The sequence below is a fragment of the Streptomyces sp. NPDC047043 genome (assembly GCF_040644055.1).
Taxonomy (GTDB): Bacteria; Actinomycetota; Actinomycetes; order Streptomycetales; family Streptomycetaceae; genus Streptomyces.
Genome location: NZ_JBEYVO010000003.1, coordinates 333,333 through 357,463, shown reverse-complemented (window position 1 = coordinate 357,463; position 24,131 = coordinate 333,333). Strand labels below are relative to the sequence as shown.

The 24,131-nt window shown below is 69.0% G+C and carries 21 protein-coding genes; 4 read left to right on the top strand and 17 right to left on the bottom strand.

Going from position 1 to position 24,131, the window contains the following annotated elements; translation table 11 throughout:
* Window positions 1-115 precede the first annotated feature (115 nt).
* Both ABZ880_RS06840 and ABZ880_RS06835 read right to left on the bottom strand, forming a co-directional pair.
* A complete protein-coding gene (locus tag ABZ880_RS06840) occupies window positions 116-898 on the bottom strand; it encodes a TIGR03936 family radical SAM-associated protein (RefSeq protein WP_361257996.1) in 783 nt (260 codons plus the stop codon).
* Between the two features lie 48 nt (window positions 899-946).
* Window positions 947-2,056 (bottom strand): hypothetical protein, encoded by a 1,110-nt coding sequence (locus ABZ880_RS06835; protein ID WP_361257993.1) that lies wholly within the window; start codon window positions 2,054-2,056, stop codon window positions 947-949.
* A gap of 98 nt (window positions 2,057-2,154) precedes the next feature.
* On the opposite strand from ABZ880_RS06835, the gene ABZ880_RS06830 reads away from it, so the two are divergent.
* Complete coding sequence (locus ABZ880_RS06830) at window positions 2,155-2,850, top strand: DUF899 family protein (protein ID WP_361257990.1); 696 nt, start codon at window positions 2,155-2,157, stop codon at window positions 2,848-2,850.
* Here ABZ880_RS06830 and ABZ880_RS06825 read toward each other — a convergent pair.
* Genes ABZ880_RS06825 through ABZ880_RS06815 form a run of 3 tightly spaced genes read right to left on the bottom strand, consistent with a single transcriptional unit; the run spans window position 2,823 to window position 4,397 of the window.
* Entirely contained in the window at window positions 2,823-3,251 is a 429-nt protein-coding gene (locus ABZ880_RS06825) for an arsenate reductase ArsC (RefSeq protein ID WP_361257987.1), read from the bottom strand. The genes ABZ880_RS06830 and ABZ880_RS06825 overlap by 28 nt on opposite strands.
* Before the next feature lie 25 nt (window positions 3,252-3,276).
* Window positions 3,277-4,020: an MIP/aquaporin family protein gene (locus ABZ880_RS06820; RefSeq protein ID WP_361257985.1), complete on the bottom strand. Its 744-nt coding sequence runs from the start codon at window positions 4,018-4,020 to the stop codon at window positions 3,277-3,279.
* Window positions 4,017-4,397 carry a metalloregulator ArsR/SmtB family transcription factor gene (locus tag ABZ880_RS06815; protein ID WP_361257983.1) on the bottom strand — a complete coding sequence of 127 codons (381 nt, stop codon included), beginning with the start codon at window positions 4,395-4,397 and terminating at the stop codon, window positions 4,017-4,019. The genes ABZ880_RS06820 and ABZ880_RS06815 overlap by 4 nt, the downstream gene beginning before the upstream one ends.
* A gap of 106 nt (window positions 4,398-4,503) precedes the next feature.
* Between ABZ880_RS06815 and arsM the strand changes: the two genes are divergently transcribed.
* Window positions 4,504-5,418: an arsenite methyltransferase gene (gene arsM / locus ABZ880_RS06810; protein ID WP_361257980.1), complete on the top strand. Its 915-nt coding sequence runs from the start codon at window positions 4,504-4,506 to the stop codon at window positions 5,416-5,418.
* Between the two features lie 297 nt (window positions 5,419-5,715).
* Here the strand turns inward: arsM and ABZ880_RS06805 are convergent, their stop codons facing one another.
* Window positions 5,716-6,324, bottom strand: a complete 609-nt coding sequence (locus ABZ880_RS06805; RefSeq protein ID WP_361257977.1) for a TetR/AcrR family transcriptional regulator — start codon at window positions 6,322-6,324, stop codon at window positions 5,716-5,718.
* Window positions 6,325-6,460: 136 nt separating this feature from the next.
* Between ABZ880_RS06805 and ABZ880_RS06800 the strand changes: the two genes are divergently transcribed.
* Window positions 6,461-7,222: an SDR family NAD(P)-dependent oxidoreductase gene (locus ABZ880_RS06800; protein ID WP_361257974.1), complete on the top strand. Its 762-nt coding sequence runs from the start codon at window positions 6,461-6,463 to the stop codon at window positions 7,220-7,222.
* A 284-nt stretch (window positions 7,223-7,506) separates the two neighbouring features.
* Here the strand turns inward: ABZ880_RS06800 and ABZ880_RS06795 are convergent, their stop codons facing one another.
* From ABZ880_RS06795 to ABZ880_RS06745, 11 genes are all read right to left on the bottom strand, one after another.
* On the bottom strand, window positions 7,507-9,480 hold the full coding sequence (locus ABZ880_RS06795) for a TIGR03960 family B12-binding radical SAM protein (protein WP_361257972.1): 1,974 nt from the start codon (window positions 9,478-9,480) through the stop codon (window positions 7,507-7,509).
* 100 nt (window positions 9,481-9,580) lie between these two features.
* Window positions 9,581-11,089 carry a CYTH and CHAD domain-containing protein gene (locus ABZ880_RS06790; RefSeq protein WP_361257969.1) on the bottom strand — a complete coding sequence of 503 codons (1,509 nt, stop codon included), beginning with the start codon at window positions 11,087-11,089 and terminating at the stop codon, window positions 9,581-9,583.
* A gap of 140 nt (window positions 11,090-11,229) precedes the next feature.
* Window positions 11,230-12,429, bottom strand: coding sequence for a rod shape-determining protein RodA (rodA, locus tag ABZ880_RS06785; protein WP_361257966.1), 1,200 nt, complete (start codon window positions 12,427-12,429; stop codon window positions 11,230-11,232).
* Window positions 12,426-14,687: a penicillin-binding protein 2 gene (mrdA, locus tag ABZ880_RS06780; protein ID WP_361257963.1), complete on the bottom strand. Its 2,262-nt coding sequence runs from the start codon at window positions 14,685-14,687 to the stop codon at window positions 12,426-12,428. Before mrdA ends, rodA begins: the two co-directional genes overlap by 4 nt.
* Window positions 14,688-14,804: 117 nt before the next feature.
* Window positions 14,805-15,485: a rod shape-determining protein MreD gene (gene mreD / locus ABZ880_RS06775; protein WP_361257960.1), complete on the bottom strand. Its 681-nt coding sequence runs from the start codon at window positions 15,483-15,485 to the stop codon at window positions 14,805-14,807.
* Window positions 15,486-15,499: 14 nt separating this feature from the next.
* Entirely contained in the window at window positions 15,500-16,447 is a 948-nt protein-coding gene (mreC, locus tag ABZ880_RS06770) for a rod shape-determining protein MreC (protein WP_361257957.1), read from the bottom strand.
* A gap of 134 nt (window positions 16,448-16,581) precedes the next feature.
* The gene (locus ABZ880_RS06765) at window positions 16,582-17,601 is read right to left on the bottom strand and encodes a rod shape-determining protein (RefSeq protein ID WP_004931372.1); all 1,020 of its coding nucleotides are present in this window, start codon (window positions 17,599-17,601) and stop codon (window positions 16,582-16,584) included.
* Window positions 17,602-17,905: 304 nt separating this feature from the next.
* Window positions 17,906-18,319: a nucleoside-diphosphate kinase gene (gene ndk, locus ABZ880_RS06760; RefSeq protein ID WP_104780585.1), complete on the bottom strand. Its 414-nt coding sequence runs from the start codon at window positions 18,317-18,319 to the stop codon at window positions 17,906-17,908.
* A 67-nt stretch (window positions 18,320-18,386) separates the two neighbouring features.
* Entirely contained in the window at window positions 18,387-18,743 is a 357-nt protein-coding gene (locus tag ABZ880_RS06755; protein ID WP_361257954.1) for a DUF4233 domain-containing protein, read from the bottom strand.
* Window positions 18,744-18,749: 6 nt separating this feature from the next.
* Window positions 18,750-20,234, bottom strand: coding sequence for a folylpolyglutamate synthase/dihydrofolate synthase family protein (locus ABZ880_RS06750; protein ID WP_361257951.1), 1,485 nt, complete (start codon window positions 20,232-20,234; stop codon window positions 18,750-18,752).
* Window positions 20,235-20,324: 90 nt separating this feature from the next.
* Entirely contained in the window at window positions 20,325-22,949 is a 2,625-nt protein-coding gene (locus ABZ880_RS06745) for a valine--tRNA ligase (protein WP_361257948.1), read from the bottom strand.
* A 137-nt stretch (window positions 22,950-23,086) separates the two neighbouring features.
* Between ABZ880_RS06745 and ABZ880_RS06740 the strand changes: the two genes are divergently transcribed.
* The gene (locus ABZ880_RS06740; RefSeq protein ID WP_361257945.1) at window positions 23,087-24,058 is read left to right on the top strand and encodes a hypothetical protein; all 972 of its coding nucleotides are present in this window, start codon (window positions 23,087-23,089) and stop codon (window positions 24,056-24,058) included.
* The last annotated feature ends 73 nt before the right edge of the window (window positions 24,059-24,131 follow it).

Genomic DNA, 24,131 nt, shown 5'->3' with positions numbered 1-24,131 from the left:
CGCCATGTTGTACGTACGGCCTGGCGAAAGTCTTCTGGTCGGTGCGCTGCCCGACCCAGGTGGCTCCCGAGTACGAGGGCGGCGCTACGACGTCCGTCCTTTCGCGGGACCTTCCTTACGCCGGCGCCTTCGCGGCGGCAGCGGAACCGGCCGTGGGTAGGGCCGTCGCTGCCTCGCGGTCGGGCGCGAGCGGGTCGGTCACCGTGCCGGTCTCTTCATCGAACAGCCCCTGCGCCAGCCTGGTCACCGCTGCGGGGACCGGCGGCGCCAGGTCGGCCACGGCGCGGAGACCGGACAGGACGTCGTCGGGTCGTACGGCAGGCGTCACGTGCCGAACAACCAGCCGCAGTATCGCACAGGGCTGGTCGGTCGGCCTATCAGCCGGTTCACTATGCGTTTCAAGATCTACATGCGTTTCGAGATCTACGACCGCGGAGCGGGCGTCGAAGGTCCGGACGCCGTTCTTGGTCATGCGCTGGACCTCGACGGTCTCGGCGGAGTTGAAGGCCGCCACGGCCCGCTCCGCCTCCTCCGGGTCCACACCGTCCAGCCGCAGCTCCCACACGGAAGCGGTGAGCCGGTCGGCGAGCCCCGAGGTCCGCGCCTCGACCGCGTCGACGACGTCGAGCCCGGTGGGCAGCGACTCGTCGAGCAGCGCCCTCAGCTTCTCCGGATCGCGCTCCTCGGTGAGGGCGATCTCCAGGTACTCCGCCTCACTGCCCGTGCCGGTGGGTGCGGCATTGGCGTACGACACCTTCGGATGCGGCGTGAACCCCGCCGAGTACGCCATAGGCACCTCGGCGCGACGCAGCGCACGCTCGAAGGCGCGCTGGAAGTCACGGTGGCTGGTGAACCGGAGGCGGCCGCGCTTGGTGTAGCGCAGTCGGATGCGCTGCACCGCGGGTGCGGGCGGCGGGCCTTCGGGCTGTCGCTTGCCCAGTGTCGTTCAGTCCTTCGTGAGAGCGGTCGTACTGCTACCAAGAGTACGTGTCTCACGGCCCACAGGTTCCCGCCGGTTCGGCTCCGCCACCCGGCGGGGCTCCCCGAACAGCATTCGCCGGAAGTCGGCCCGGGCCTGCCGTACGGACTCCGCGGCGGCGGCCAGCGCCTCCCGCGTGGCCCGCCCGACGCTGCGTGCGACCGAGGCGGCGGGCCGCAGCAGGACGTCCCGGACGACATGTCCGACCGGTGTGAGGACCGTCCGGTAGACCCACCGCACGGGCTCGACGAAGACCCACCGGAAGAGGGTCGCGAGGGCCCGGCCCACGGCGAGCGAGATCCGCCCGGCCACCCGCCAGGCGTGCCCGAGTGCCTGCCAGACCTCCCGCCCGACGACGGCGAGCACGCGTCCGACGGGCACCAGCACCCATCGCCACAGCGCCAGTGCGGGCAGGACGAGCAGGAGCCGGGTGATCCAGTACAGGGCCGTTCCGACACCGGTGGCGATCATGCTCACGCCCCACGCGAGGCCCTTCGCGCACCAGGCGATCGCGTGTCCGACCGGCGTGAGGATCCACTCGTACACCCACAGCGCGGGTACGACGACGAGGTACCGCACCAGCCACGCCACCGCGGTGTACACACCGACCCCGAGCAGGGCGAGCACCGCCCCGATCCCCTTGAGCGCCCACATCACGGCATGCCCGACGGGCGTCAGCACGCGCGCGTACACCCACGCAAGACCGGATCCGATCCCTCGCGCAACCCACGTGAGCGCGTGCCCGACCGGGATCAGCACATGCCGGTACAGCCACATCAGAGGTACGACGACGAGTACGTTCCCGAGCCGGGCGAGCCCCTTGGCGAGGGGTACGACCACGTACCGCCACAGTCCGACGAACGGCCAGACGAAGACCGCGCGCCCGAGCCAGGCCAGCGCCCGGCCCACCGGCCTGAGCACGGTGTCCCGCAGGAACCGCCCGCAGACGACGAGCGCGTCCCACACCATCCGCACCGGCACGACCAGCACGAGCACGACGATCCGCACGGGAAGCCGGATCGCCACCACGAGGCAGCCCTCGGGTTCCTGACGCTGCGGCGGCTTTTCCAAATCCATACCTCCGAAGACGCCGCAGCGCAGCCGATGAGTTCCGCAGCCCTCCGGAGTCTGCCTCTGCACAAGCGAAAGCTGCCCGCGAGATCTGTGAGGGGACCATGACCACCCACGCACTACCGCCCGTCGTCGACGTCGCGACCTGGGAGAACCTGCTCGAGGCGCTGCGTGCCCGGGAGAAGGCCGCGACACGCGAACTCGACGCCATCGCCGCCGAGCGTCGTCGCCTGCCGATGGTCGAGATGCCCGACTACACACTGGAAGGGGAGGACGGTCCTGTTCGGCTGGCGGACGTCTTCGAGGGCAAGAGGCAACTGATCGTCTACAACCACATGTGGTTCGCCGGCAAGGAATGGCAGTGCCCCGGCTGTACGGGATTCACCTCGCAGTACACCCGTCTGGAGTTCCTGGACAACTACGACGCGCGATTCGTCGTCGTCACCCAGGGCCCGATCAAAGAGGCACTCGCCTACAAGCAGCGGGTCGGCAACCGGATGCCGTGGTACTCGACCGCGAACAGCTCGTTCGGGGCCGATGTAGGCGCACCGCCCGACGGAGGATTCGCGGTCAACGTGTTCCTGCGCGACGGCGACATCGTCTACCGCACCTGGCACACCAACGGCCGGGGGACCGAACAGCTCAGCCACTCCTTCGCCCTGATCGACGTCCTGCCGTACGGCCGCCAGGAGGAATGGCAGGACTCGCCCGAGGGCTGGCCCCAGTCGCCCACGTACAGCCGGTGGGCGAGGTCCGAGGACATCGCAGCGCTCTACGGCTCGGGCCGAGGCGACGGCTGAATCTCGCCCACCAGCCCGCGCGCGCGCCGTTCGATCTCGTCCCGAATCGGGCGCACCGCGTCCACTCCCTGCCCCGCAGGGTCGTCGAGCTGCCAGTCGAGGTACCGCTTGCCCGGGAAGACCGGGCAAGTGTCGCCGCACCCCATGGTGATCACGACGTCCGACGCCTGCACGGCATCGACCGTGAGCGCCTTCGGCGTCTCGGCGGAGATGTCGATGCCGACTTCCTTCATCGCCGCCACCACGGCCGGGTTGACCGCATCGGCCGGGGCGGACCCGGCCGAGCGGACCTCGACACGGTCTCCGGCGAGGTGGGTGACGAAGGCCGCAGCCATCTGGGAGCGGCCCGCGTTGTGGACGCAGACGAACAGCACGGACGGGCGGTCACCGGGAACAGTCATGGCATGTCTTCCTGGGGAGAGCGGATCAGGGAGCGGCAGGGGCGACGGATTCGGCGACACCGTGCGGTGCGGGCACGCCGGTCTCGGCGGGAGCGGGACGCCCGAACATCGCCACCACAAGGCCCAAACCGACGACGGCACCGGCCAGTTGGGCCACGACGAACGGGGCGACGGAAGCCGGCGCTATCCCGGCGAACGTGTCCGTGAAGGCCCGCCCGACGGTCACGGCCGGGTTGGCGAAGGACGTCGACGAGGTGAACCAGTACGCGGCCCCGATGTAGGACGCCACCGCGACCGGAGCCGACTGGGCACGCCCCGCACGGGTCAGACCGAAGATCAGCAGCACCAGACCGGCGGTCGCGACGATCTCGCCCAGCCACAGGTGACCGGCGAAGCGGTCATACGTGGACCACTTGACCAGCGGTTCGGCGAACATCGCGTCAGCCAGGACCGCTCCGCCGACCGCGCCGACGATCTGCGCGGGGACGTACGCCACCACGTCCCGCCCGGTCGGCCCCTCGCCACTCGCGCGCCCCGAAACCCAGGCCGCGAGGGTGACCACCGGATTGAAGTGGGCGCCGGAGACCGGCCCGAGAAGCACGATCAGCACCCCCAGCCCGAACACGGTGGCCAGCGAGTTGGCCAGCAGTTGCACACCCACGTCCCGCGACAGCTCGGTGGCCTGGATGCCGGAGCCGACGACCACCGTCACGAGCGCGGCCGTACCGACCCCTTCGGCCAGCGCACGCCGGGCCGGCGAGGCGCTCACGCAGGCACCCCGGCCGGCTCGGCAGTGGTCAGGAACGCCGCCAACCGGTCCAGAACCCCGGGCAGCACCCAGTAGTAGACCCAGGTCCCGCGCCGCTCGCAGTCGATGAGCCCCGCCTGTCGCAACAGCTTCAGGTGGTGCGAGATCGTCGGCTGGGACAGATCGAAGGCGGGCGTCAGCTCACACACGCACACCTCGCCGCCCTGGCCGCGCGAAGCGATCATCGACATCAGCCGCAGCCGGACCGGATCGCCCAGGGCCTTGAAGATCTTCGCCAGGTCGGCCGCCCGGTCTTCGTCCAGCGGGGCGGACGCAAGACCGGGGCAGCAGCCCTCGTCGGCGTCCTGGCCGAGGATCTTCAGTTCTTGTTTCGACATGCCTCTATGTTGATGTTTTTCGATCCAAGGCGCAAGCTTGCATCAACGAACGTCAATACAAGCCGATCCAGGGCACCTCGAGGCCCCAATCACCCAGGAGTGCGCCATGTCCGAGCAGTCCACCGACCTGCGCGAAACCGTCCGCCGGCGCTATGCCGCAGCAGCCGTACAGGTAACCGAATGCGGCACCGCCTGTTGCGGGCCGGAGCCTGTCGAGGTCGACGAGAACTTCGGATCCACGCTCTACGCGGCCGACGAGCGCGACGCCCTGCCCGCCGAGGCCCTCGCCGCCTCCCTCGGCTGCGGCAACCCCACCGCGGTGGCCGATCTCCACGAGGGCGAGAAGGTCCTCGACCTCGGCTCCGGCGGCGGCATCGACGTCCTGCTCTCCGCCCGCCGCGTCGGCCCCACCGGCAAGGCCTACGGCCTCGACATGACCGACGAGATGCTCCAACTCGCCCTGGCCAACGCACAGAAGGCCAAGGCGACCAACGTCGAGTTCCTCAAGGGCACCATCGAGGCGATCCCGCTCCCCGCGAACACGGTCGACGTCGTGATCTCGAACTGCGTGATCAACCTGTCCACCGACAAGCCCGCCGTCTTCACCGAAACCTTCCGCGTCCTCAGGCCCGGAGGCCGCCTCGGCGTCTCCGACGTGGTCGCCGACGACTGCCTGACCACGGCGCAGCGCGCGGAACGCGGTGACTACGTGGGCTGCATCGCCGGCGCGCTGTCCTTCGCGGAGTACCGCCAGGGCCTGGAGGCGGCCGGATTCACCGACGTCGAGATCACGCCCACGCACCCGGTCGCCGACGGCATGCACTCGGCCATCGTCCGCGCGATCAAGCCCGTATCCGCCACCACACAGCCGTCCGCAACCGCCGAGACCGCCGAGACCGCCGAGACCGCCGACGAGTGCTGCGGCGTCACCTCGTGCTGCACACCCACCGAGCAGTCCGCCGCCCCGGCTCTCACCGCGACCGAGGCCAAGTCGGCATCCGGCTGCGGATGCCAGAGCTGACCAAGTCCCGTGTCTCGGGCCGACAGCTGCGGACCGGTGAGGGACGCCACAAATGAGGCCGCCCAGTGGCGCACGAACGTAGGGAGGGTTACTGTCGACGACAGGGAGAACGACCGGTCTTCCTACCTCTGGTGAAACGGCTCCTCACCCTTCCGGGCGGGACGACCTCCCGGCAGAGAACTGCTGGTGGACCCCTGTGTACGTCGAAGAGAGATCAAAAGTTCCATGAAAGCAACCCGCGCCCCGGCCTGGCCGGAGCCTCGCAAACCGCCGCTGTTTCGCGGGGCTCCGATGGGGTCAGCCGCCCGACCGGATGAGCCGGACCGCGTTCAGCAGGGTCTTGTGGGCGGCCGTCGAGTCGTCCAGGTACCCGGCGGCCATCGCGCCGTCGTACAGCATCAGCAGCGCACCGGCGGCGGACTCCGGGTCGGCGTGACCGAGCCGGGTGAGCAGGTCCTGGAACAGGGCGCGGATCCAGTCCCGGTGGGTGGTCACCAGGCCGCGTACCGGATGGGTGGCGTCCGGGTACTCGGCGGCCGCGTTCAGGAACGGCGATCCGCGAAAGCCGCGCTCGCGGGCGTGCTCGGCGATGGCCTCGAAGACCAGGTCGATCGCCTCCGCGGGCGGGTGCGCGGCGGCCAGTGGTTCGGCCACTTCCTTGTAGTAGGCGTCCTTGGTCAGCAGGTAGGCCACGACCAGGTCGTCCTTCGAGGCGAAGTGCCGGTAGAAGGTCGCCTTCGTCACCCCGGCCTCGGCGATCAGCCGCTCCACGCCGATCGCGCGTACGCCTTCGTAGTAGAACAGCCGCGACGCGGCCCGGACCAGGCGTTCGCGCGGCGGTAGTTCTCCCTCGGTCCTGTTCTCCCGGCGCGTGGTGTCGGTGGCCTTCTGCCCAGTGCTGCTCACTCCCCCATTGTGCCTTCGGCCCGGCTTCGAGCGGCCGCCACCCCCGTACGGCCCCTGGCAAACGGCCGTCCTCCTCCTACTCCCGTATCCCGTACGGCCCGCAGCAGCGTGGCTGTTCAGCGAAAGGCTTGAACCCATGACACGTCGTCTTGAAGGAACCGTCGCCCTGGTCACCGGGGCATCCAGCGGCATCGGCCACGCCACCGCCCTGGAGCTTGCCCGCGAGGGCGCCTCCGTGGCCCTGGTCGGCCGACGCGAGGATCGGCTCGCCGACCTTGCCTCGGAGATCTCCGGCGTCGGCGGCAAGGCCCTGGTGGTGCCCGCCGACATCACGACCGCCCAGGCCGCCGCGGAAGCGGTCGAGCGGACCGTCGAGGGCCTGGGCCGCCTGGACACGCTGGTCAACAACGCCGGACTCATGCTGCTCGGGCCCGCCCCCGGTGCGGACCTGAACGACTGGCGGCGCATGATCGACATCAACCTCATGGGCCTGATGTACACCGCCCACGCGGCGGTCCCCCATCTGGTGAAGGCCGCCGCCGAACAGCCGCGTCAGGTCGCCGACATCGTCAACATCGGCTCGCTCGCCGGCCGCAACGCCTACGCCATGTCCGCCGTGTACAGCGCCACCAAGTTCGGCGTCGGTGCCTTCAGCGAGGCGCTGCGTCAGGAACTGGCACGCCAGCACGTCCGCGTGTCCGTCATCGAGCCGGGCAGCGTCGACACCGAGCTGCGCACGCACAACCCCGACGTCATCCAGCAGCACATCGTCGCCGCCCTGGGCGACATCGAGCGGCTGCAGAGCCAGGACATCGCCGACACCGTCGGCTACATCGTCACCCGCCCCCGGCACGTGGCCGTCGCCGAGCTGCTCGTACGCCCCACCGAGCAGGCCTGACCGCCGAACCCGCGGCCAACTCCGCGGCAAACAAGGCGTGATGGAGCCGAAGCGGATCCTCGCCGTGCAGCACCAGATGGTCCGACAAGCGGTACGCGACTGCATGAACCCCATATTCATGCCGAAGCCGCAAGCAGCAAACCACTCCGAATGGGCAGTGGCTCACCGCGACGACATCCGCCACGCCCGCGCCCACCACGATCAGGGCACCGGACACGACTGAGCCCCCTCCCGTTTCGGAGGGGGCTCATGCAGCACATCGCCGACTTCAGCGGTCGCTCACTTCAGTGCGAGTGCCCGCCAGGACTGGGCGCAGCGTTCTTGACCGTCAGAGGCAGCAGCTTCTTACCGGTCGGGCCCACCTGAATGTGGGTGTCCATCTGCGGACACACCCCGCAGTCGAAGCAGGGCGTCCACCGGCAGTCCTCGACCTCCGTCTCGTCGAGGGCGTCCTGCCAGTCCTCCCAGAGCCAGTCCTTGTCCAGACCCGAGTCCAGGTGGTCCCAGGGCAGGACCTCCTCGTACGTCTTCTCGCGCGTCGTGTACCAGTCGACGTCCACGCCGAAGGCGGGCAGCACCTTGTCCGCGCAGCTCATCCAGCGGTCGTACGAGAAGTGCTCGCGCCAGCCGTCGAAGCGGCCGCCGTCCTCGTAGACGGCGCGGATCACGGCGCCGATGCGGCGGTCGCCGCGGGAGAGCAGGCCCTCGACGATGCCCGGCTTGCCGTCGTGGTAGCGGAAGCCGATCGAGCGGCCGTACTTCTTGTCGCCGCGGATCTTGTCCCGGAGCTTCTCGAGACGCGCGTCCGTCTCCTCCGCCGACAGCTGCGGCGCCCACTGGAAGGGGGTGTGGGGCTTGGGGACGAAACCGCCGATCGAGACCGTGCAGCGGATGTCGTTGGAGCGCGAGACCTCGCGGCCCTTGGCGATCACGTTCATCGCCATGTCGGCGATCTGCAGGACGTCCTCGTCCGTCTCCGTGGGCAGGCCGCACATGAAGTACAGCTTCACCTGGCGCCAGCCGTTGCCGTACGCCGTCGCCACCGTCCGGATGAGGTCCTCCTCGGACACCATCTTGTTGATGACCTTGCGCATGCGCTCCGAGCCGCCCTCGGGGGCGAAGGTCAGGCCGGAGCGACGGCCGTTGCGCGTGAGCTCGTTCGCCAGGTCCACATTGAAGGCGTCGACCCGGGTGGAGGGGAGAGAAAGGCCGATCTTGTCTTCCTCGTACCGGTCCGCCAGGCCCTTCGCGATGTCGCCGATCTCGCTGTGGTCCGCCGAGGACAGGGACAGGAGGCCGACCTCCTCGAAGCCCGTCGCCTTCAGGCCCTTCTCGACCATCTCGCCGATGCCGGTGATCGAGCGCTCGCGCACCGGGCGGGTGATCATGCCCGCCTGGCAGAAGCGGCAGCCGCGTGTGCAGCCCCGGAAGATCTCGACCGACATGCGCTCGTGGACCGTCTCGGCCAGCGGCACCAGCGGCTGCTTGGGGTACGGCCACTCGTCCAGGTCCATCACCGTGTGCTTGGACACGCGCCACGGGACACCGGACTTGTTCGGTACGACACGGGCGATACGGCCGTCCTGGAGGTACTCCACGTCGTAGAACGCCGGGATGTACACCGAGCCCGTCTTCGCGAGGCGGAAGAGGACCTCCTCGCGGCCGCCCGGCCGGCCCTCCGCCTTCCAGTCACGGATGATCTTCGTCATGTCCAGCACGGCCTGCTCGCCGTCGCCGATGATCGCCGCGTCGATGAAGTCCGCGATCGGCTCGGGGTTGAAGGCCGCATGGCCGCCGGCCAGGACGATCGGGTCGTCCAGCGCACGGTCCTTGGACTCGAGCGGGATGCCCGCCAGGTCCAGGGCGGTGAGCATGTTCGTGTAGCCCAGCTCCGTGGAGAAGGACAGCCCGAACACGTCGAAGGCCTTCACCGGGCGGTGGCTGTCCACGGTGAACTGCGGGACGTCGTGCTCCCGCATCAGCGCCTCCAGGTCCGGCCACACGCTGTACGTGCGCTCGGCGAGGACGCCCTCCTGCTCGTTCAGTACCTCGTAGAGGATCATGACGCCCTGGTTGGGCAGACCGACCTCGTACGCGTCCGGGTACATCAGCGCCCAGCGGACATCGCAGGACTCCCACGGCTTGACCGTGGAGTTGAGCTCTCCGCCGACGTACTGGATCGGCTTCTGCACATGCGGGAGCAGAGCTTCGAGCTGCGGGAACACTGACTCCGCGGCCGCAGCGACTTCGGCAGACATCTCGCGAACCTTCGTGGGATGGGCTGAACTGACAGGGGTGACCATCTAGCCTAACGCGACCGCGAGACCACCCCGACCGATCAGCGACCCCGGCGACCGCTCAGACCTCCATCCCGCCCGCGGTCTCCGCCCATGCCGCGGGCAGCGCCGCCTCGACGGCCGCCGCGCGCTGCTCCTCACGCCCGTAGAGCACGCCGTACGTGAACGAGCTCTCCCCCGCCGCATGCGCCACGGCGGACAGCTCGCGCAGGGTCTGGCGGGTCATGACGCTGTCCTGGTGGTCGCCGAGCAGGCCCTGCAGGGACTTCATCGACTTGACCAGGGCGGTCGCGGAGCCGCCGAGCGCCGGTGCCGCCGCCTCCGCCGCGTAGCGCGTGCGCTTGGCCTTCTTGCGCGCCTCGTGCAGGGCCAGGTCGCGGTCCTGGCCGGGCTCGAGCTCGATGGCCTGCTCCACCAGGCCGGAGAGCTTTCCGAAGTCCTTGCGTACGACCTTGGTGATCACCTTTTCGGGCTTCCCGGCGGCCGCCTCCAGCAACGGCGGGTCCTCGACCAGTGCGTCCAGGCTGTCGAGCAGGGTCAGATACCGCCTGGAGTCCAGGACGCCGGTCAGCCGGCGTCGCGAGCCGCCGCGCCGGGCGTTCATCCACATGCGCAGCCGGGTCCGGATCGGGCCGGAGACCAGCGTCCGCGGCAGCTCGCCGAGGGCCGCCGTCAGGCGCTCGGTCAGCACCTCGTGGTCCCGGTCCACGCCGAGCTCGCCGGCCAGCCACTTCAGTTCCTCGCCGATCGGATCGGTGACGGTCCGGTCGAGGACCTTCCCGTACGAGCGGAACGCGCTGCGCATCCGCCGCGTGGCGACGCGCATGCGGTGCACGGAGTCGAACACGTCCTGCCGTACCGCCGGATCGAGCTCGACGATCGCGTCCCGCTGCTGGCGCACATAGGCAAGGACGTGATCGCCGGCGGTCACCGGGTCCTTGGCCTGCTGCTGCTTCTTCTTGCCCTTCTTCTTCGGCGCGGTCTCCGCGAGCGCCCGGGCCAGCTTCGACGCCGACTTGGACGGCCGTACGCCCGTCTTGCGCAGCCGCTTGTCGACCTTGTCGAGGAAGGCCGGGTCACCGCCGTCCGCGAGCTCGACCTCCATCTCGGTCCACTGGGCGGTGGCGCCGTCGCCGCCCAGCCGTTCGGCGTGCACGGCGTCCACGCTGACCTCGGCGAGCAGCTGTCCATCGGCGTCGACGAGGTCGCGGACGTCGCGGTCGGAGCGCAGCCGCACCACTGGCAGCAGCTCCGCCTCGCGGACGCGGGAGCGGACGAGACCGGCGAGGGTGCGCGGGACGGTGTCGGAGAGCGGGGCCTGGATCTCGTCGCGGACGCCCGGCGCCACCGGGAATTTCAGGTGCCAGCCCGCGTCGGAACCACCGGTGCGGCGGCGCAGGGTGATCGCCGACGCGGCCAGGCGCTCGTCCGCGGTGTCGTAGTAGGTGGCGTCCAGACACGCGACACCCTTGTCGATGACAGCCGCGACACCGGCGACGCCGGTCAGGTCGGGCAGGCCGCTGTCGTCGGACTCGTACTTCCGCTCGATCTCACGCTTTGTGTCCGCCATGACCTGAATCTAGTGGGATTCCACCCCGGACGGCAGAGGCCCCCGAAGGTGAATCCCGGGCAAACTCAGGAGCAACGGGCGGTTTCCCGCACCGACATGCGTTCCTGCCACGCCATGCGTTCCTGCACAGTCACGCGTTCCTAGGCCGACATGGGTCTCTGCACCCTGATGGACTGCAGCAGCCCCACCGCCACCCACACCGCGAACATCGACGAGCCGCCGTACGACACGAACGGCAGCGGCAGGCCCGTGACCGGCATGATGCCGAGGGTCATGCCGACGTTCTCGAAGGACTGGAAGGCGAACCAGGCGACGATCCCGGCGGCCACGACCGTCCCATACAGCTCGGTCGAGTCGCGGGCGATGCGGCAGGCCCGCCACAGGACCACACCGAGCAGGAAGATGATCAGCCCCGCGCCGACGAAGCCCAACTCCTCGCCCGCCACCGTGAACACGAAGTCCGTCTGCTGCTCGGGCACGAACTGGCCGGTGGTCTGCGAGCCGTGGAAGAGCCCGGCACCGGTCAGGCCGCCCGAACCGATCGCGATACGCGCCTGGTTGGTGTTGTAGCCGACGCCCGCCGGGTCGAGGTCCGGGTTGGCGAAGGCCGCGAAGCGGTTGATCTGGTAGTCGTCCAGGATGTGCAGTTGCCACACGGCGATCGCGCCGATCGCGCCCGTCGCGATGAGGCCGAACACCCACCGGTTGGAGGCACCGGAGGCCAGCAGCACGCCGAGGATGATGATCACCATGACCATGACCGAGCCCAGGTCCGGCATGAGCAGGACGATCAGGATCGGTACGGCGGCCAGGCCCAGGGCCTGCAGCACCGTGCGGTGGTCCGGGTACTTCTTGTCGCCGGCGTCGACCCGTGCCGCCAGCAGCATCGCCATGCCGAGGATGATCGTGATCTTCACGAACTCCGAGGGCTGGAGCGAGAAACCGCCGCCGAAGACGATCCAGGAGTGCGCACCGTTGACGGTCGAGCCGAGCGGCGTGAGCACCAGCAGGATCAGGAAGACCGAGGCGCCGTAGAGGATCGGGACGGCCGTGCGCAGGGTGCGGTGGCCGAGCCAGACGGTGCCGATCATCAGGGCGAGCCCGATGCCGGTGTTCATGAGGTGCCGGATGAGGAAGTAGTACGGGTCGCCCTGGTTGATCTCGGTGCGGTTGCGGGTCGCCGAGAAGACCAGGACCGAGCCGATCGCCGACAGCGCGATCGCGGCCAGCAGTATCGGCCAGTCCAGTCGGCGGGCGAGCGAGTCACGGGCGAACACCCGTGTCCAGCGGGCGCGTTCGGGTCCGTACCCGGAGACGGAGAAGCTGTTGACACCGGTCATGTGAGCATCCTCCGGCTCCCCCTCTTGCGCGGCCGCCTGCGTGTGTTCCGGTTGGTCGCGGTGGGCGAGGCGGTGGTGGCACCCGGCTGCGTCTCGTCGGGGGCGGTGGCGCCCTTCTCGGTCGCCTTCTCCGCCGCCTTCAGGTCCTTGACCGGGTCCTTGGAGATCTTCGGGGAGGCGATCGTGCCGTCCTTCTGGATCTTGGGCAGGCCCTTCTGCGGGCTGGGCAGCAGAGCCTTCTTCTTGTCGATCGAGCCGTCGGACTGAACGCCGTACAGAGCGCTGTAGATGTTGCGGACGGCCTCACCGGAGGCACCGGAACCGGTACCGGCCTGGGAGATCGTCATGACGACCGTGTAGTCCTTGGAGTACGTGGCCAGCCAGGAAGTCGTCTGCTTGCCGTAGACCTCCGCGGTACCGGTCTTGGCGTGCAGCGTGATCTTGTCCTGCGGCCAGCCCTGGAACTTCCACGCGGCCGTACCGCTGGTGATGACTCCCGCGAGCGCCTTGTCGATGCCCTTGTGCGTGGCCTGGCTGATCGGGAGCTTGGCCTTGACCTGCGGCTTGATCTCCTTGACGGTCTTGCCGTCGGCGCTGACGATCGCCTTGCCGATGGTCGGGACGTACTCGGTGCCGCCGTTGGCGAGGGCCCCGTAGATCATGGCCTCCTGGATCGGGGTGAGGAGGGTGTCACCCTGGCCGATGGAGTAGTTGATCTCGTCGCCCTCGCGCATCTTGTTGCCCTCGAGGCAGTTCTCGTAGGCGATCTTCTCGACGTAACTGCCGTTCTTCTTGCCGGTCTTGCACCAGGAGGCCTTGTTGGCCTTCCAGTAGGACTCTTTCCACTGGCGGTCCGGGACGCGGCCGGTGACCTCGTTGGGCAGGTCGACGCCGGTCTCCTTGCCGAGGCCGAACTGGTGGGCCGTCTTGAAGAAGTAGTCCTTGGGCTCACCCTTCTTCGGGTTGATGCCGCCGTCCTTCTTCCACTCCCTGTCGGCGAGACCGTAGAAGACGGTGTCGCAGGAGACCTCGAGCGCCCGGCCGAGCGAGATGGGGCCGAAGCTCTCGCCCTCGAAGTTCTTGAAGACCTGGCCGCCCACCGAGTACGAGCTGGTGCACGGGTAGCCGCCGTCCCACTCGTAGCCGGCCTGGACCGCGGCGGCGGTGGAGATCACCTTGAAGGTCGAACCGGGCGCGGACTGACCCTGTATGGCCCTGTTGAGCAGCGGGTAGTCGGAGTTCTTGCCGGTGAGCTGCTTGTAGTCCTTGGCGGAGATGCCGCCGACCCACACGTTCGGGTCGTATGTCGGCGCGGACGCCATGGAGACGATGCGGCCGGTCTTGGCCTCCATCACGACGACGGCACCGGAGTCGGCCTTGTAGTTCTCGCCGGTGATCTTGTCGAACTGCTTGCGGGCGGCCTTCATCGCTTCGTCCAGCTGGTACTCGGCGACCCGCTGGACGCGGGAGTCGATGCTGGTGACGAGGTTCGAACCGGGCTCGGCGGCATCGGACTCGGCCTTGCCGATCACACGGCCGAGGTTGTCCACCTCGTAGCGGGTGACGCCGGCCTTGCCGCGCAGCGCCTTGTCGTACTCGCGCTCCAGGCCGTTGCGCCCGACCTGGTCGGAGCGCAGGTAGGGCGAGTCGCTGTCCTTGGCCTGCTGGATCTCGCTGTCGGTGACGGGCGAGAGGTAGCCGAGGACCTGGGCGGTGTTGGCCTTGCCGGGCGCGGGGTAGCGGCGCACGGCCTGGGGCTCGGCGGTGATGCCGGGGAAGTCCTCGGCGCGCTCGCGGATCTGCAGGGCCTGCTTGGGGGTGGCCTCGTCGGTGATGGGGATCGGCTGGTACGGCGAGCCGTTCCAGCACGGCTGGGGGGTCTTGGCGTCGCACAGCCGGACCCGCTGCATGACTTCCTTGGGCTTCATGCCGAGGACCGCGGCCAGCTTGGTGAGGACCGCCTTGCCGTCGTCCTTCATCTTCAGCAGGTCGGTGCGGGAGGCGGAGACCACGAGCCGCGTCTCGTTGTCGGCGAGCGGCACGCCGCGCGCGTCCAGGATCGAGCCGCGGACGGCGGGGTCGACGACCTGCTGGACGTGGTTGCCGGACGCCTCCTTCGCGTACTCGTTGCCCTCGCGGATCTGCAGGTACCACAGGCGGCCGCCGAGGGTGCCGAGCAGGGAGAGGACGAGGATCTGGATGACGACGAGTCGGATCTGGACGCGTGGTGTCCGACCGGTCTCGGGAATGTTGGTCATGTGTGGCTGCCTCCCCCTCTCAGTGCGCGGACGTGTGTGCGCTTACGCATGATGAACGACGGGCCTGTGAGGCGTCGTTCCGCGAAAAGTGCCCCGTTCGAGTGAACTCCCCGGCCCTCACAGCCGCTTGACCCCCTTGATGCGCCCCACGCGCGCGGTACGGGTCCGGGCCTTGGTCTTCAGACCGCCGAGGCCGCCGCGCGAGCCACCGATCTTCAGGCCCGTACCGGCGGAGATCCAGCCGGAGGAGATGTCGGTGGCCTTCTTGGACGAGGAGGTGCTCTCGGCGAGCGGGTCGTTCTCCGCGCGCCGGGCCAGGAACATGATCCCGGGGACCACGAAGGGCGCGAGGAGCAGGTCGTACACGGCCGCCGAGAACAGCAGGCTGACCAGGCCGACATGGCGGGCGGCGGTGTCGCCGACGAGGGCGCCCACACCGGCGTACAGCAGAGTGGAGCCGACCGCGGCGGCGACCACGACGAGCATGGGGCCGGTGGCCGATTTGAGCCGGCCGTTCTCCGGTTTGACCAGCCCGGCGAGATAGCCGATGACGCACAGCACCAGGGCGTAGCGCCCGGCGGCGTGGTCGGCGGGCGGGGCGAGGTCGGCGAGCAGGCCGGCGCCGAAACCGACGAGGGCGCCGCCGACATGGCCGTACACCAGGGCGAGGCCCAGCACGGTCAGCAGCAGCAAGTCGGGGACGGCGCCCGGGAGATGGAGGCGGGCGAGGACGCTCACCTGGAGCACCAGGGCTACGACGATCAGGGCCGAGGAGAGCAGGATCCGGTTGACACGCATGAGGGACTCAGCTCCTACTGCTGCTCTTGCTGCTGGCCGTCGACGGGCGCGGTCGCCGACGGCGTGACCGTGACGGTGACCGTCGGTGTCGGGGTCGGCTTGGGCTTCTTCGGGAGCACGGTGTCGCGCGGGTCCTTCTTCGGGGCCTCGACGACGACGCCGACGATGTCGAGCTTGGTGAAGCCGACGTACGGCTTGACGTAGATGGTGCGGGTCAGGCCGCCCTCGGAGGGTTCGACGCGGGAGACGACACCGACCGGGACGCCGGGCACGAACGGCTTGTCGGCCTGCGAGCCGAAGGTGACGAGCCGGTCGCCCTTCTTCACGTCCGCCTTGCCGTTGAGGAGTTCGACGCGCAGCGGGCGGTCGCCCTGTCCGGAGGCGAAGCCGAGTTCGTCGCTGTTCTCCATGCGGGTGCCGACGGTGAAGTCTGGGTCGTTGGCGAGCAGGACGGTGGAGGTGTCGGGTCCGACGGTGGTGACCCGGCCGACCAGACCGTCGCCGTTCAGCACGGTCATGTCCCGCTTGATGCCGTCGTTGGCACCGATGTCGATGGTGATCGTCCAGGAGAAGCCCTGGGCCGCTCCTATGGCGATGACCTGCGCGCCCTTGATGCCGTACTGGCCCTCGGCGGAGACCTTCAGCATCTTGTCGAGCTGCTTGAGGCGGCTGGAGTTGCGGTCGTCGCTGCCGAGCTTCGCCTTGAGGGCGGCGTTCTCCTTCTCCAGCCGGGCCAGCCGGTCGTGCCGGGTGCCCGAGTCACGGACCGCGGAGACCGCGTCGCCGACCGGATTGACCGCGGACGACACCCCGTCCTCGATCGGGCCGAACACCGTGGCCGCGACCTGTCGGGCGCCGTCGACCGGTGAGTCCTCCCCGCCGCGGATGTCCACCGTGATCAACGCGAACGCGATGGCGATCAGCAGCACCAGGAGCAGCCGGCTCTCTCGTGTGTCCCTCACGTGCGGCGGCCGTGCCTTCCTCATAGGAATGTGCAGGTATGGGGGGTGAGCTTTATGGGCGAGCTTATGCCTCTATATCAACGATCCGCCGCACGAGAGGAGATCATCTCGTACGGCGGAATCGAAGAGTTACGTCATCTGCGCGGCTGGGCGTCCAGCACCTGCTGGAGCGCCTCGAACTCCTCGACGCACTTGCCCGATCCGAGCGCCACGCTGTCCAGCGGGTCCTCGGCGATGTGGATCGGCATGCCGGTCTCACGGCGCAGCCGCTCGTCCAGACCGCGCAGCAGCGCGCCGCCGCCGGTCAGAACGATTCCGCGGTCCATGATGTCGCCGGACAGCTCCGGCGGGCACTTGTCGAGGGTCGTCTTGACGGCGTCGACGATCGCGTTGACCGGTTCCTCGATCGCCTTGCGGACTTCGGCGGCGGAGATGACGACGGTCTTGGGCAGTCCGGAAACCAGGTCCCGGCCGCGGATTTCGGTGTGTTCGTCAGCGTCGAGGTCGTACGCCGAACCGATCGTGATCTTGATCTGCTCGGCCGTCCGCTCACCGAGAAGAAGGCTGTACTCCTTCTTGATGTGCTGGATGATCGCGTTGTCCAGTTCGTCGCCCGCGACGCGGATGGACTGGGCTGTGACGATGCCGCCGAGCGAGATGACCGCAACCTCAGTGGTGCCGCCGCCGATGTCCACCACCATGTTGCCCGTGGCCTCGTGGACCGGCAGGCCGGAACCGATGGCCGCCGCCATGGGCTCCTCGATGATGTGCACCTGACGGGCGCCGGCCTGGGACGACGCCTCGATGACGGCACGACGCTCGACGCCCGTGATGCCGGAGGGCACACAGACGACGACCCGCGGACGAGCCAGATACCGCCGCTTGTGGATCTTCAGGATGAAGTAGCGGAGCATCCGCTCGGTGATCTCGAAGTCGGCGATGACACCGTCCTTCAGCGGACGTACGGCAACGATGTTGCCGGGCGTGCGCCCGATCATCTTCTTCGCTTCCGCGCCGACCGCGAGAATCCCACCGGTGTTGGTGTTGATCGCGACGACGGACGGCTCGTTGAGTACGATCCCGCGACCCCTGACGTACACCAGCGTGTTGGCGGTCCCGAGGTCGACAGCCATGTCACGGCCGATGAACGACATTGAGTTCCCCATCAGGATTCGTCTGGCCTTCCTGGTAGCTTTTGAGGGCTTTTCAGGTCGGCGAAGTGGGTGCTGTGACGTGAAGGCTTCCATCGTAGACGCGCCTGCACGAACACCGCGCGAGGGTCTTCGCCATTGTCAGCAGATGATGTGGTGCCTCGCTTGTGGAGACGTCCCATCGGGGGCACTCGTTCCCCCGATCGGCACGCATATGCCAGGGGACGGCCGGATTTGCTCGGCCGTCCCAGGTCAGGCGTGTGGGTGAGGTGACGGTGCCTCAGAAGAAAATCGTTATACGGGGTTTTCAGGCGCGGCCGGGGAAGAAGATCTTCACCTCGCGCTCGGCCGACTCCTCGGAGTCGGAGGCGTGGATGAGGTTCTCGCGGACGATCACGCCGTAGTCCCCGCGGATGGAACCGGGGGCGGCGGCGATCGGGTCGGTCGGCCCGGCCAGCGCACGCAGCCCCTCGATGACCCGCTCGCCCTCGACGATCAGCGCGACGACCGGACCGGAGGCCATGAACTCCACCAGCGGCTCGTAGAACGGCTTGCCCTTGTGCTCGCCGTAGTGCTGCTCGAGGGTGTCCTGGTCCAGGGTGCGCAGCTCCAGTGCGGTGATCTGCCAGCCGGCCTTGCGCTCGATACGGCTGATGATCTCGCCGGTCAGGCCACGGCGGACTGCGTCGGGCTTGAGCAGGACGAGGGTGCGCTGGCTCACGACTGGGCTCCTATTGATCAAGAGTGTGCGGGGTGTTCGAAGGTTACAGGGCGTGTCCGGGGCCGGGTTACGCAGCGTCAGGTGTGGAGGAGGCGGCCTGGGCCGCGAAGCGGGCCTTCGCCTCGTCGATCTTTCTGCCGTAGTGCACCGAGGCCCACCACAGGGCCGCGAAGATCGCGCCCATGAAGAACATGGTCGGGACGACGAACCCGGAGGCGATGAGCGCGACCTGGAGGGCCCAGCCGAGGGCGATCCCGCCCGGCCGCGTCACGACACCGCACAGCACCAGGCACAGGAACATCGCGATGCCGCTGACCGTCCACACCGTCGACACCGACAGGTCGGGGTCCTTCATGGCGACCAGTCCGGCGAATCCGATCACGAAGAGCTCGCCGATCAGGGTCGAAGCACAGAGCGTACGCACGGGTTGTCAGCCCCTCCCCAGCAGCAGTCGGGCCTCGCCGACGGTGATGACGGAGCCGGTGACGAGCACACCGCCGCCCGCGAACTCGCCCTCCTCCTCGGCCAGCGTGATCGCGGCCTCCAGGGCGTCCGGCAGCCGCGGCTCGACCTGGACGCGCTCGTCGCCGAACACCTCCACGGCGATGGCGGCGAGTTCGTCGGCGTCCATCGCGCGATGGCTGGAGTTCTGCGTGACGACGACCTCGGCGAAGATCGGCTCGAAGGCCTCGAGCAGCCCTCGTACGTTCTTGTCGCCGCTCGCCCCGACCACGCCGATCAGGCGGCTGAAGTCGAAGGCCTCGCCGATCGCCTCGGCGGTGGCGCGGGCGCCGGCCGGATTGTGGGCGGCGTCCAGGACCACGGTGGGCGAGCGCCGTACGACCTCGAGCCGGCCCGGCGACGAGACGGCGGCGAAGGCCTTGCGGACCGTGTCGATGTCGAGGGGCTCGGGCCGCTGGGAGCCGACACCGAAGAAGGCCTCCACGGCGGCGAGTGCGACGGCGGCGTTGTGCGCCTGGTAGGGGCCGTGCAGCGGGAGGTAGATCTCCTCGTACTCACCGCCGAGACCGCGCAGGGTCAGCAACTGCCCGCCGACGGCGACCTGCCGGGCGACGACGCCGAACTCCAGGCCCTCACGGGCCACGGTGGCATCGACCTCGACGGCCTTCTTCAGCAGCACCTGGGCCGCGTCCACCGGCTGCTGGGCCAGGATGACCGTCGCGTCCTGCTTGACGATGCCGGCCTTCTCGGTGGCGATCGCGGCCGGCGTCTCACCGAGCCGGTCGGTGTGGTCGAGGTCGATGGGGGTGACTACGGCGACGTCCCCGTCGATGACGTTCGTGGCGTCCCAGGAGCCGCCCATCCCCACCTCGACCACGGCGACGTCCACGGGCGCGTCCGCGAAGGCGGCGTACGCCATGCCGGTCAGCACCTCGAAGAAGGACAGCCGGTACTCCTGCTGCGCGTCGACCATCTCGATGTACGGCTTGATGTCCTCGTACGTCTCGATGAACCGCTCGGCGGAGATCGGCGCCCCGTCGAGGCTGATGCGCTCGGTGATCGACTGGACGTGGGGCGAGGTGTAGCGGCCCGTGCGCAGCTCGAAGGCGCCGAGGAGGGCCTCGATCATGCGGGCGGTGGAGGTCTTGCCGTTGGTCCCGGTGATGTGGATCGAGGGGTACGAGCGCTGCGGCTCGCCCAGCACGTCCATCAGCGCGGAGATACGGCTGACCGACGGCTCCAGCTTCGTCTCGCCCCAGCGGGTCGCGAGTTCCGCCTCGACCTCGCGCAGCGCCTTGTCGACCTCGGGGTCCTCGGGACGCGCCGGCACGTCCGTGCTCGGGGCTCCGCCCTGGGTGCGCAGGGTACGGCTGCCGGCCTCGATGACCGCGAGGTCGGGGTCGCGGTCGGTCTCGGCGTCGATGATCTCGTCGAAGGGGTCGCTGTCGCTCACGGGGTTCAGTCTACGGACGACCACTGACAGACGTAGGCGAAGGCCCCCGGAGCTCTCCGGCTCCGGGGGCCTTCCGCCACGCAGTACGGCTCAGGCCTCCGGCAGGCGGTCCAGCTGGGCCTGGATCCGGGTGATGTCCTCCTCCGCCTTGGCCAGGCGGCCTCGGATCTTCTCCACGACGTTGTCGGGGGCCTTCGCGAGGAACGCCTCGTTGCCCAGCTTGGCCGTGGCCTGGGCCTTCTCCTTCTCGGCCGCCGCCAGGTCCTTCGCGAGGCGCTTGCGCTCCGCCGCGACGTCGATCGTGCCGGAGAGGTCGAGGGCCACCTCGGCGCCGGAGACCGGCAGGGTCGCCGTCGCCGTGAAGGACTCGCCCTCCGGCTGCAGGCGCAGCAGCTGGCGGATCGCGGCCTCGTGCGGGGCCAGGTCCGTGCCGTCGAGGGTCAGGCGGGCCGGGACGCGCTGGCCCGGCTGCAGGCCCTGGTCGGCACGGAAGCGGCGGACCTCGGTGATGACGGACTGGAGGGTCTCGATCTCCCGCTCGGCGTCGGCGTCACGGAAGCCGCTGTCCTTGGGCCAGTCCGCGACGACGACCGACTCGCCACCCGTGAGGGTGGTCCACAGCGTCTCCGTGACGAAGGGGACGACCGGGTGCAGGAGCTTGAGGGTGACGTCGAGGACCTCGCCGAGGACGCGCTTCGAGACCTCGGCCGGCTCGCCGCCCGCCTGGAACGTCGTCTTGGACAGCTCGACGTACCAGTCGAAGACCTCGTCCCACGCGAAGTGGAAGAGGGCGTCGGACAGCTTGGCGAACTGGAAGTCCTCGTAGAACGCGTCGACTTCGGCCACGACGGAGTTGAGGCGGGAGAGGATCCAGCGGTCGGTCGAGGACATCTTCGACGCGTCCGGCAGTGGTCCCTCGACCGTCGCGCCGTTCATCAGCGCGAAGCGGGTGGCGTTCCAGATCTTGTTGGCGAAGTTGCGGGACCCCTGGACCCAGTCCTCGCCGATCGGCACGTCGACACCCGGGTTCGCGCCACGGGCCAGCGTGAACCGGAGCGCGTCGCTGCCGTACTTGTCCATCCAGTCCAGCGGGTTGACCGCGTTGCCGAAGGACTTCGACATCTTCTTGCCGAACTGGTCGCGGACCATGCCGTGCAGGGCGATGGTGTGGAACGGCGGGGTGCCGTCCATCGCGTACAGGCCGAACATCATCATCCGGGCGACCCAGAAGAAGAGGATGTCGTAGCCGGTGACCAGGACGGAGTTCGGGTAGAACTTCGCGAGCGACTCGGTCTGTTCGGGCCAGCCGAGCGTGGAGAAGGGCCACAGGCCGGAGGAGAACCAGGTGTCGAGGACGTCGGTGTCCTGACGCCAGCCCTCACCGCTCGGGGGCTCCTCGTCGGGACCGACGCAGACGACCTCACCGTTCGGGCCGTACCAGACCGGAATGCGGTGGCCCCACCACAACTGCCGTGAAATGCACCAGTCGTGGAGGTTGTCGACCCAGTCGAAGTACCGCTTCTCCATCTCCTGCGGGTGGATCTTGACCTTGCCCTCGCGGACCGCGTCACCGGCGGCCTTCGCGAGCGGGCCGACCTTGACCCACCACTGCATGGACAGGCGCGGCTCGATGGTGGTCTTGCAGCGCGAGCAGTGGCCGACGGAGTGGACGTACGGCCGCTTCTCGGCGACGATCCGGCCCTCGGCGCGCAGCGCGGCGACGATGGCGGAGCGGGCCTCGAGCCGGTCCAGGCCCTGGAAGGGGCCGTGGGCGGTGATGACGGCGTGCTCGTCCATGATCGTGATGGCCGGCAGGTCGTGGCGCTGGCCGATCTCGAAGTCGTTCGGGTCGTGGGCCGGGGTGACCTTGACGGCGCCCGTGCCGAACTCCGGGTCGACGTGCTCGTCCGCGACGACCGGGATGGAACGGTCCGTCAGGGGCAGCTTGATGAGCTTGCCGACGAGGTGCTTGTAGCGCTCGTCCTCGGGGTGAACGGCGACGGCCGTGTCACCGAGCATGGTCTCGGCGCGGGTCGTGGCGACGACGATGGTGTCGTCCCCCTCGCCGTACTTCATGGAGACGAGCTCGCCGTCGTCGTCCTGGTACTCGACCTCGATGTCCGAGATCGCCGTCAGACAGCGCGGACACCAGTTGATGATGCGCTCGGCGCGGTAGATGAGCTCGTCGTCGTAGAGCCGCTTGAAGATGGTCTGGACGGCCTGCGAGAGGCCCTCGTCCATGGTGAAGCGCTCACGGGACCAGGCGACGGCGTCACCGAGGCGGCGCATCTGGCCGCTGATCTGCCCGCCGGACTCGGCCTTCCACTGCCAGACGCGCTCGACGAACGCCTCCCGGCCGAGGTCGTGCCGGGACTTGCCCTCCTTGCCGAGCTCGCGCTCGACCACGTTCTGCGTGGCGATACCGGCGTGGTCCATGCCCGGCTGCCACAGCGTCTCGAAGCCCTGCATGCGCTTGCGGCGCGTGAGGGCGTCGATGAGGGTGTGCTCGAAGGCATGCCCGAGGTGCAGGCTGCCCGTGACGTTCGGCGGCGGGATGACGATGGTGTACGACGGCTTGTCGCTCTTCTCGTCGGCCTCGAAGTAACCGCGCTCTACCCAGCGCTCGTACAGCGGCCCCTCTACGTCGGCCGGCGCGTACTGGGTCGGCAGTTCGGTGTTGGGCGCTGGTGGCTGCTGCTGAGCGTTCTCGGTCACGGGCTCAGTTTAGGGGTGTCACGGGGCAGTCCCGAAACGCGTTTGTTCTGTAACGGTGCGCCCCCCGCCGGAACGCGCGCTCGGGGTCTGGGCCAGGATGTCAGGACCACATAAGGCATCTGGAGGGGAACCCAGAAATGAGTCACAACCAGCCGGGCCCGTACGGCGGGCAGCCCCAGCAGCCCGGACCGTACGGCCAGCCGGGCCCCTACGGCCAGCAGCCGCCGCAGGCCCCCCAGCCCGGCTATGGCTACCCTCAGCAGCCTCCGCAGGGCCAGCCCGGCTACGGCTACCCGCAGCAGCCCCCGCAGGGCGTGCCGCAGCAGCCGAACCCGTACGGCCAGCAGCCGCCCTACGGCCAGGACCCGTACGGCCAGCAGCAGTACACGGTCCCGCAGCCGCCCGTGCCCGGCGGTGGCGGCGGCAAGAAGACGGGCCTGATCATCGGCGCGGTGGCGGTCGTGGCCGCGATCGGTGTCGGGGCGTACTTCGTGATCGGTGGGGGTGGCGGCGCCGGCGGCGGTGGCATCACGGACGACGGTGCGCACAAGCTGACGACGCCGGCGAAGGTCATCAACAACACGTACAAGAAGTCGAACAGCGCCGACAGTTCGGACTCGTTCAGCGACGACGACAAGGCCGACTTCGAGAAGTGGGGCGTGAAGGACCCGAAGAGCGTCAGCGCGGGCTACTCCAAGGGCACCGGGCTGTCCGCCTCGAACCTGTCCTTCGGCGGCGTCTACGGCACCATCGACGACCCGGAGGCCGTCGTCGACGCCATGTTCGCGAAGATCAAGTCCGAGTCCACGAAGGACAAGGACACCAAGGGCAAGCTCCTCGGCAGCCCGGAGGAGGTCCACCCGGAGGGCTTCTCCAACGGCATCATGAAGTGCCAGGTGGCCGAGTTCGAGAACGACGAGGCCTCGTCGACGAGCGCCGGTGCCGCGAAGACCTTCAAGATGCCCATCTGCATCTGGGGCGACCACAGCACCGTCGCCGACGTCACCACGTTCAGCTTCGCCTCCATCGCCGCCGGGTCGAGCCCGTCGATCGACGACACCGCGGCCCTCGCGGCCAAGCTCCGCAACGACGTGCGCGTCAAGGCCTGACGGGCGCCGTACGCCTCAACTGCGAAGGGGCCCCGGTCGGTTGACCGGGGCCCCTTCGGGTGTCTGCGGTGCG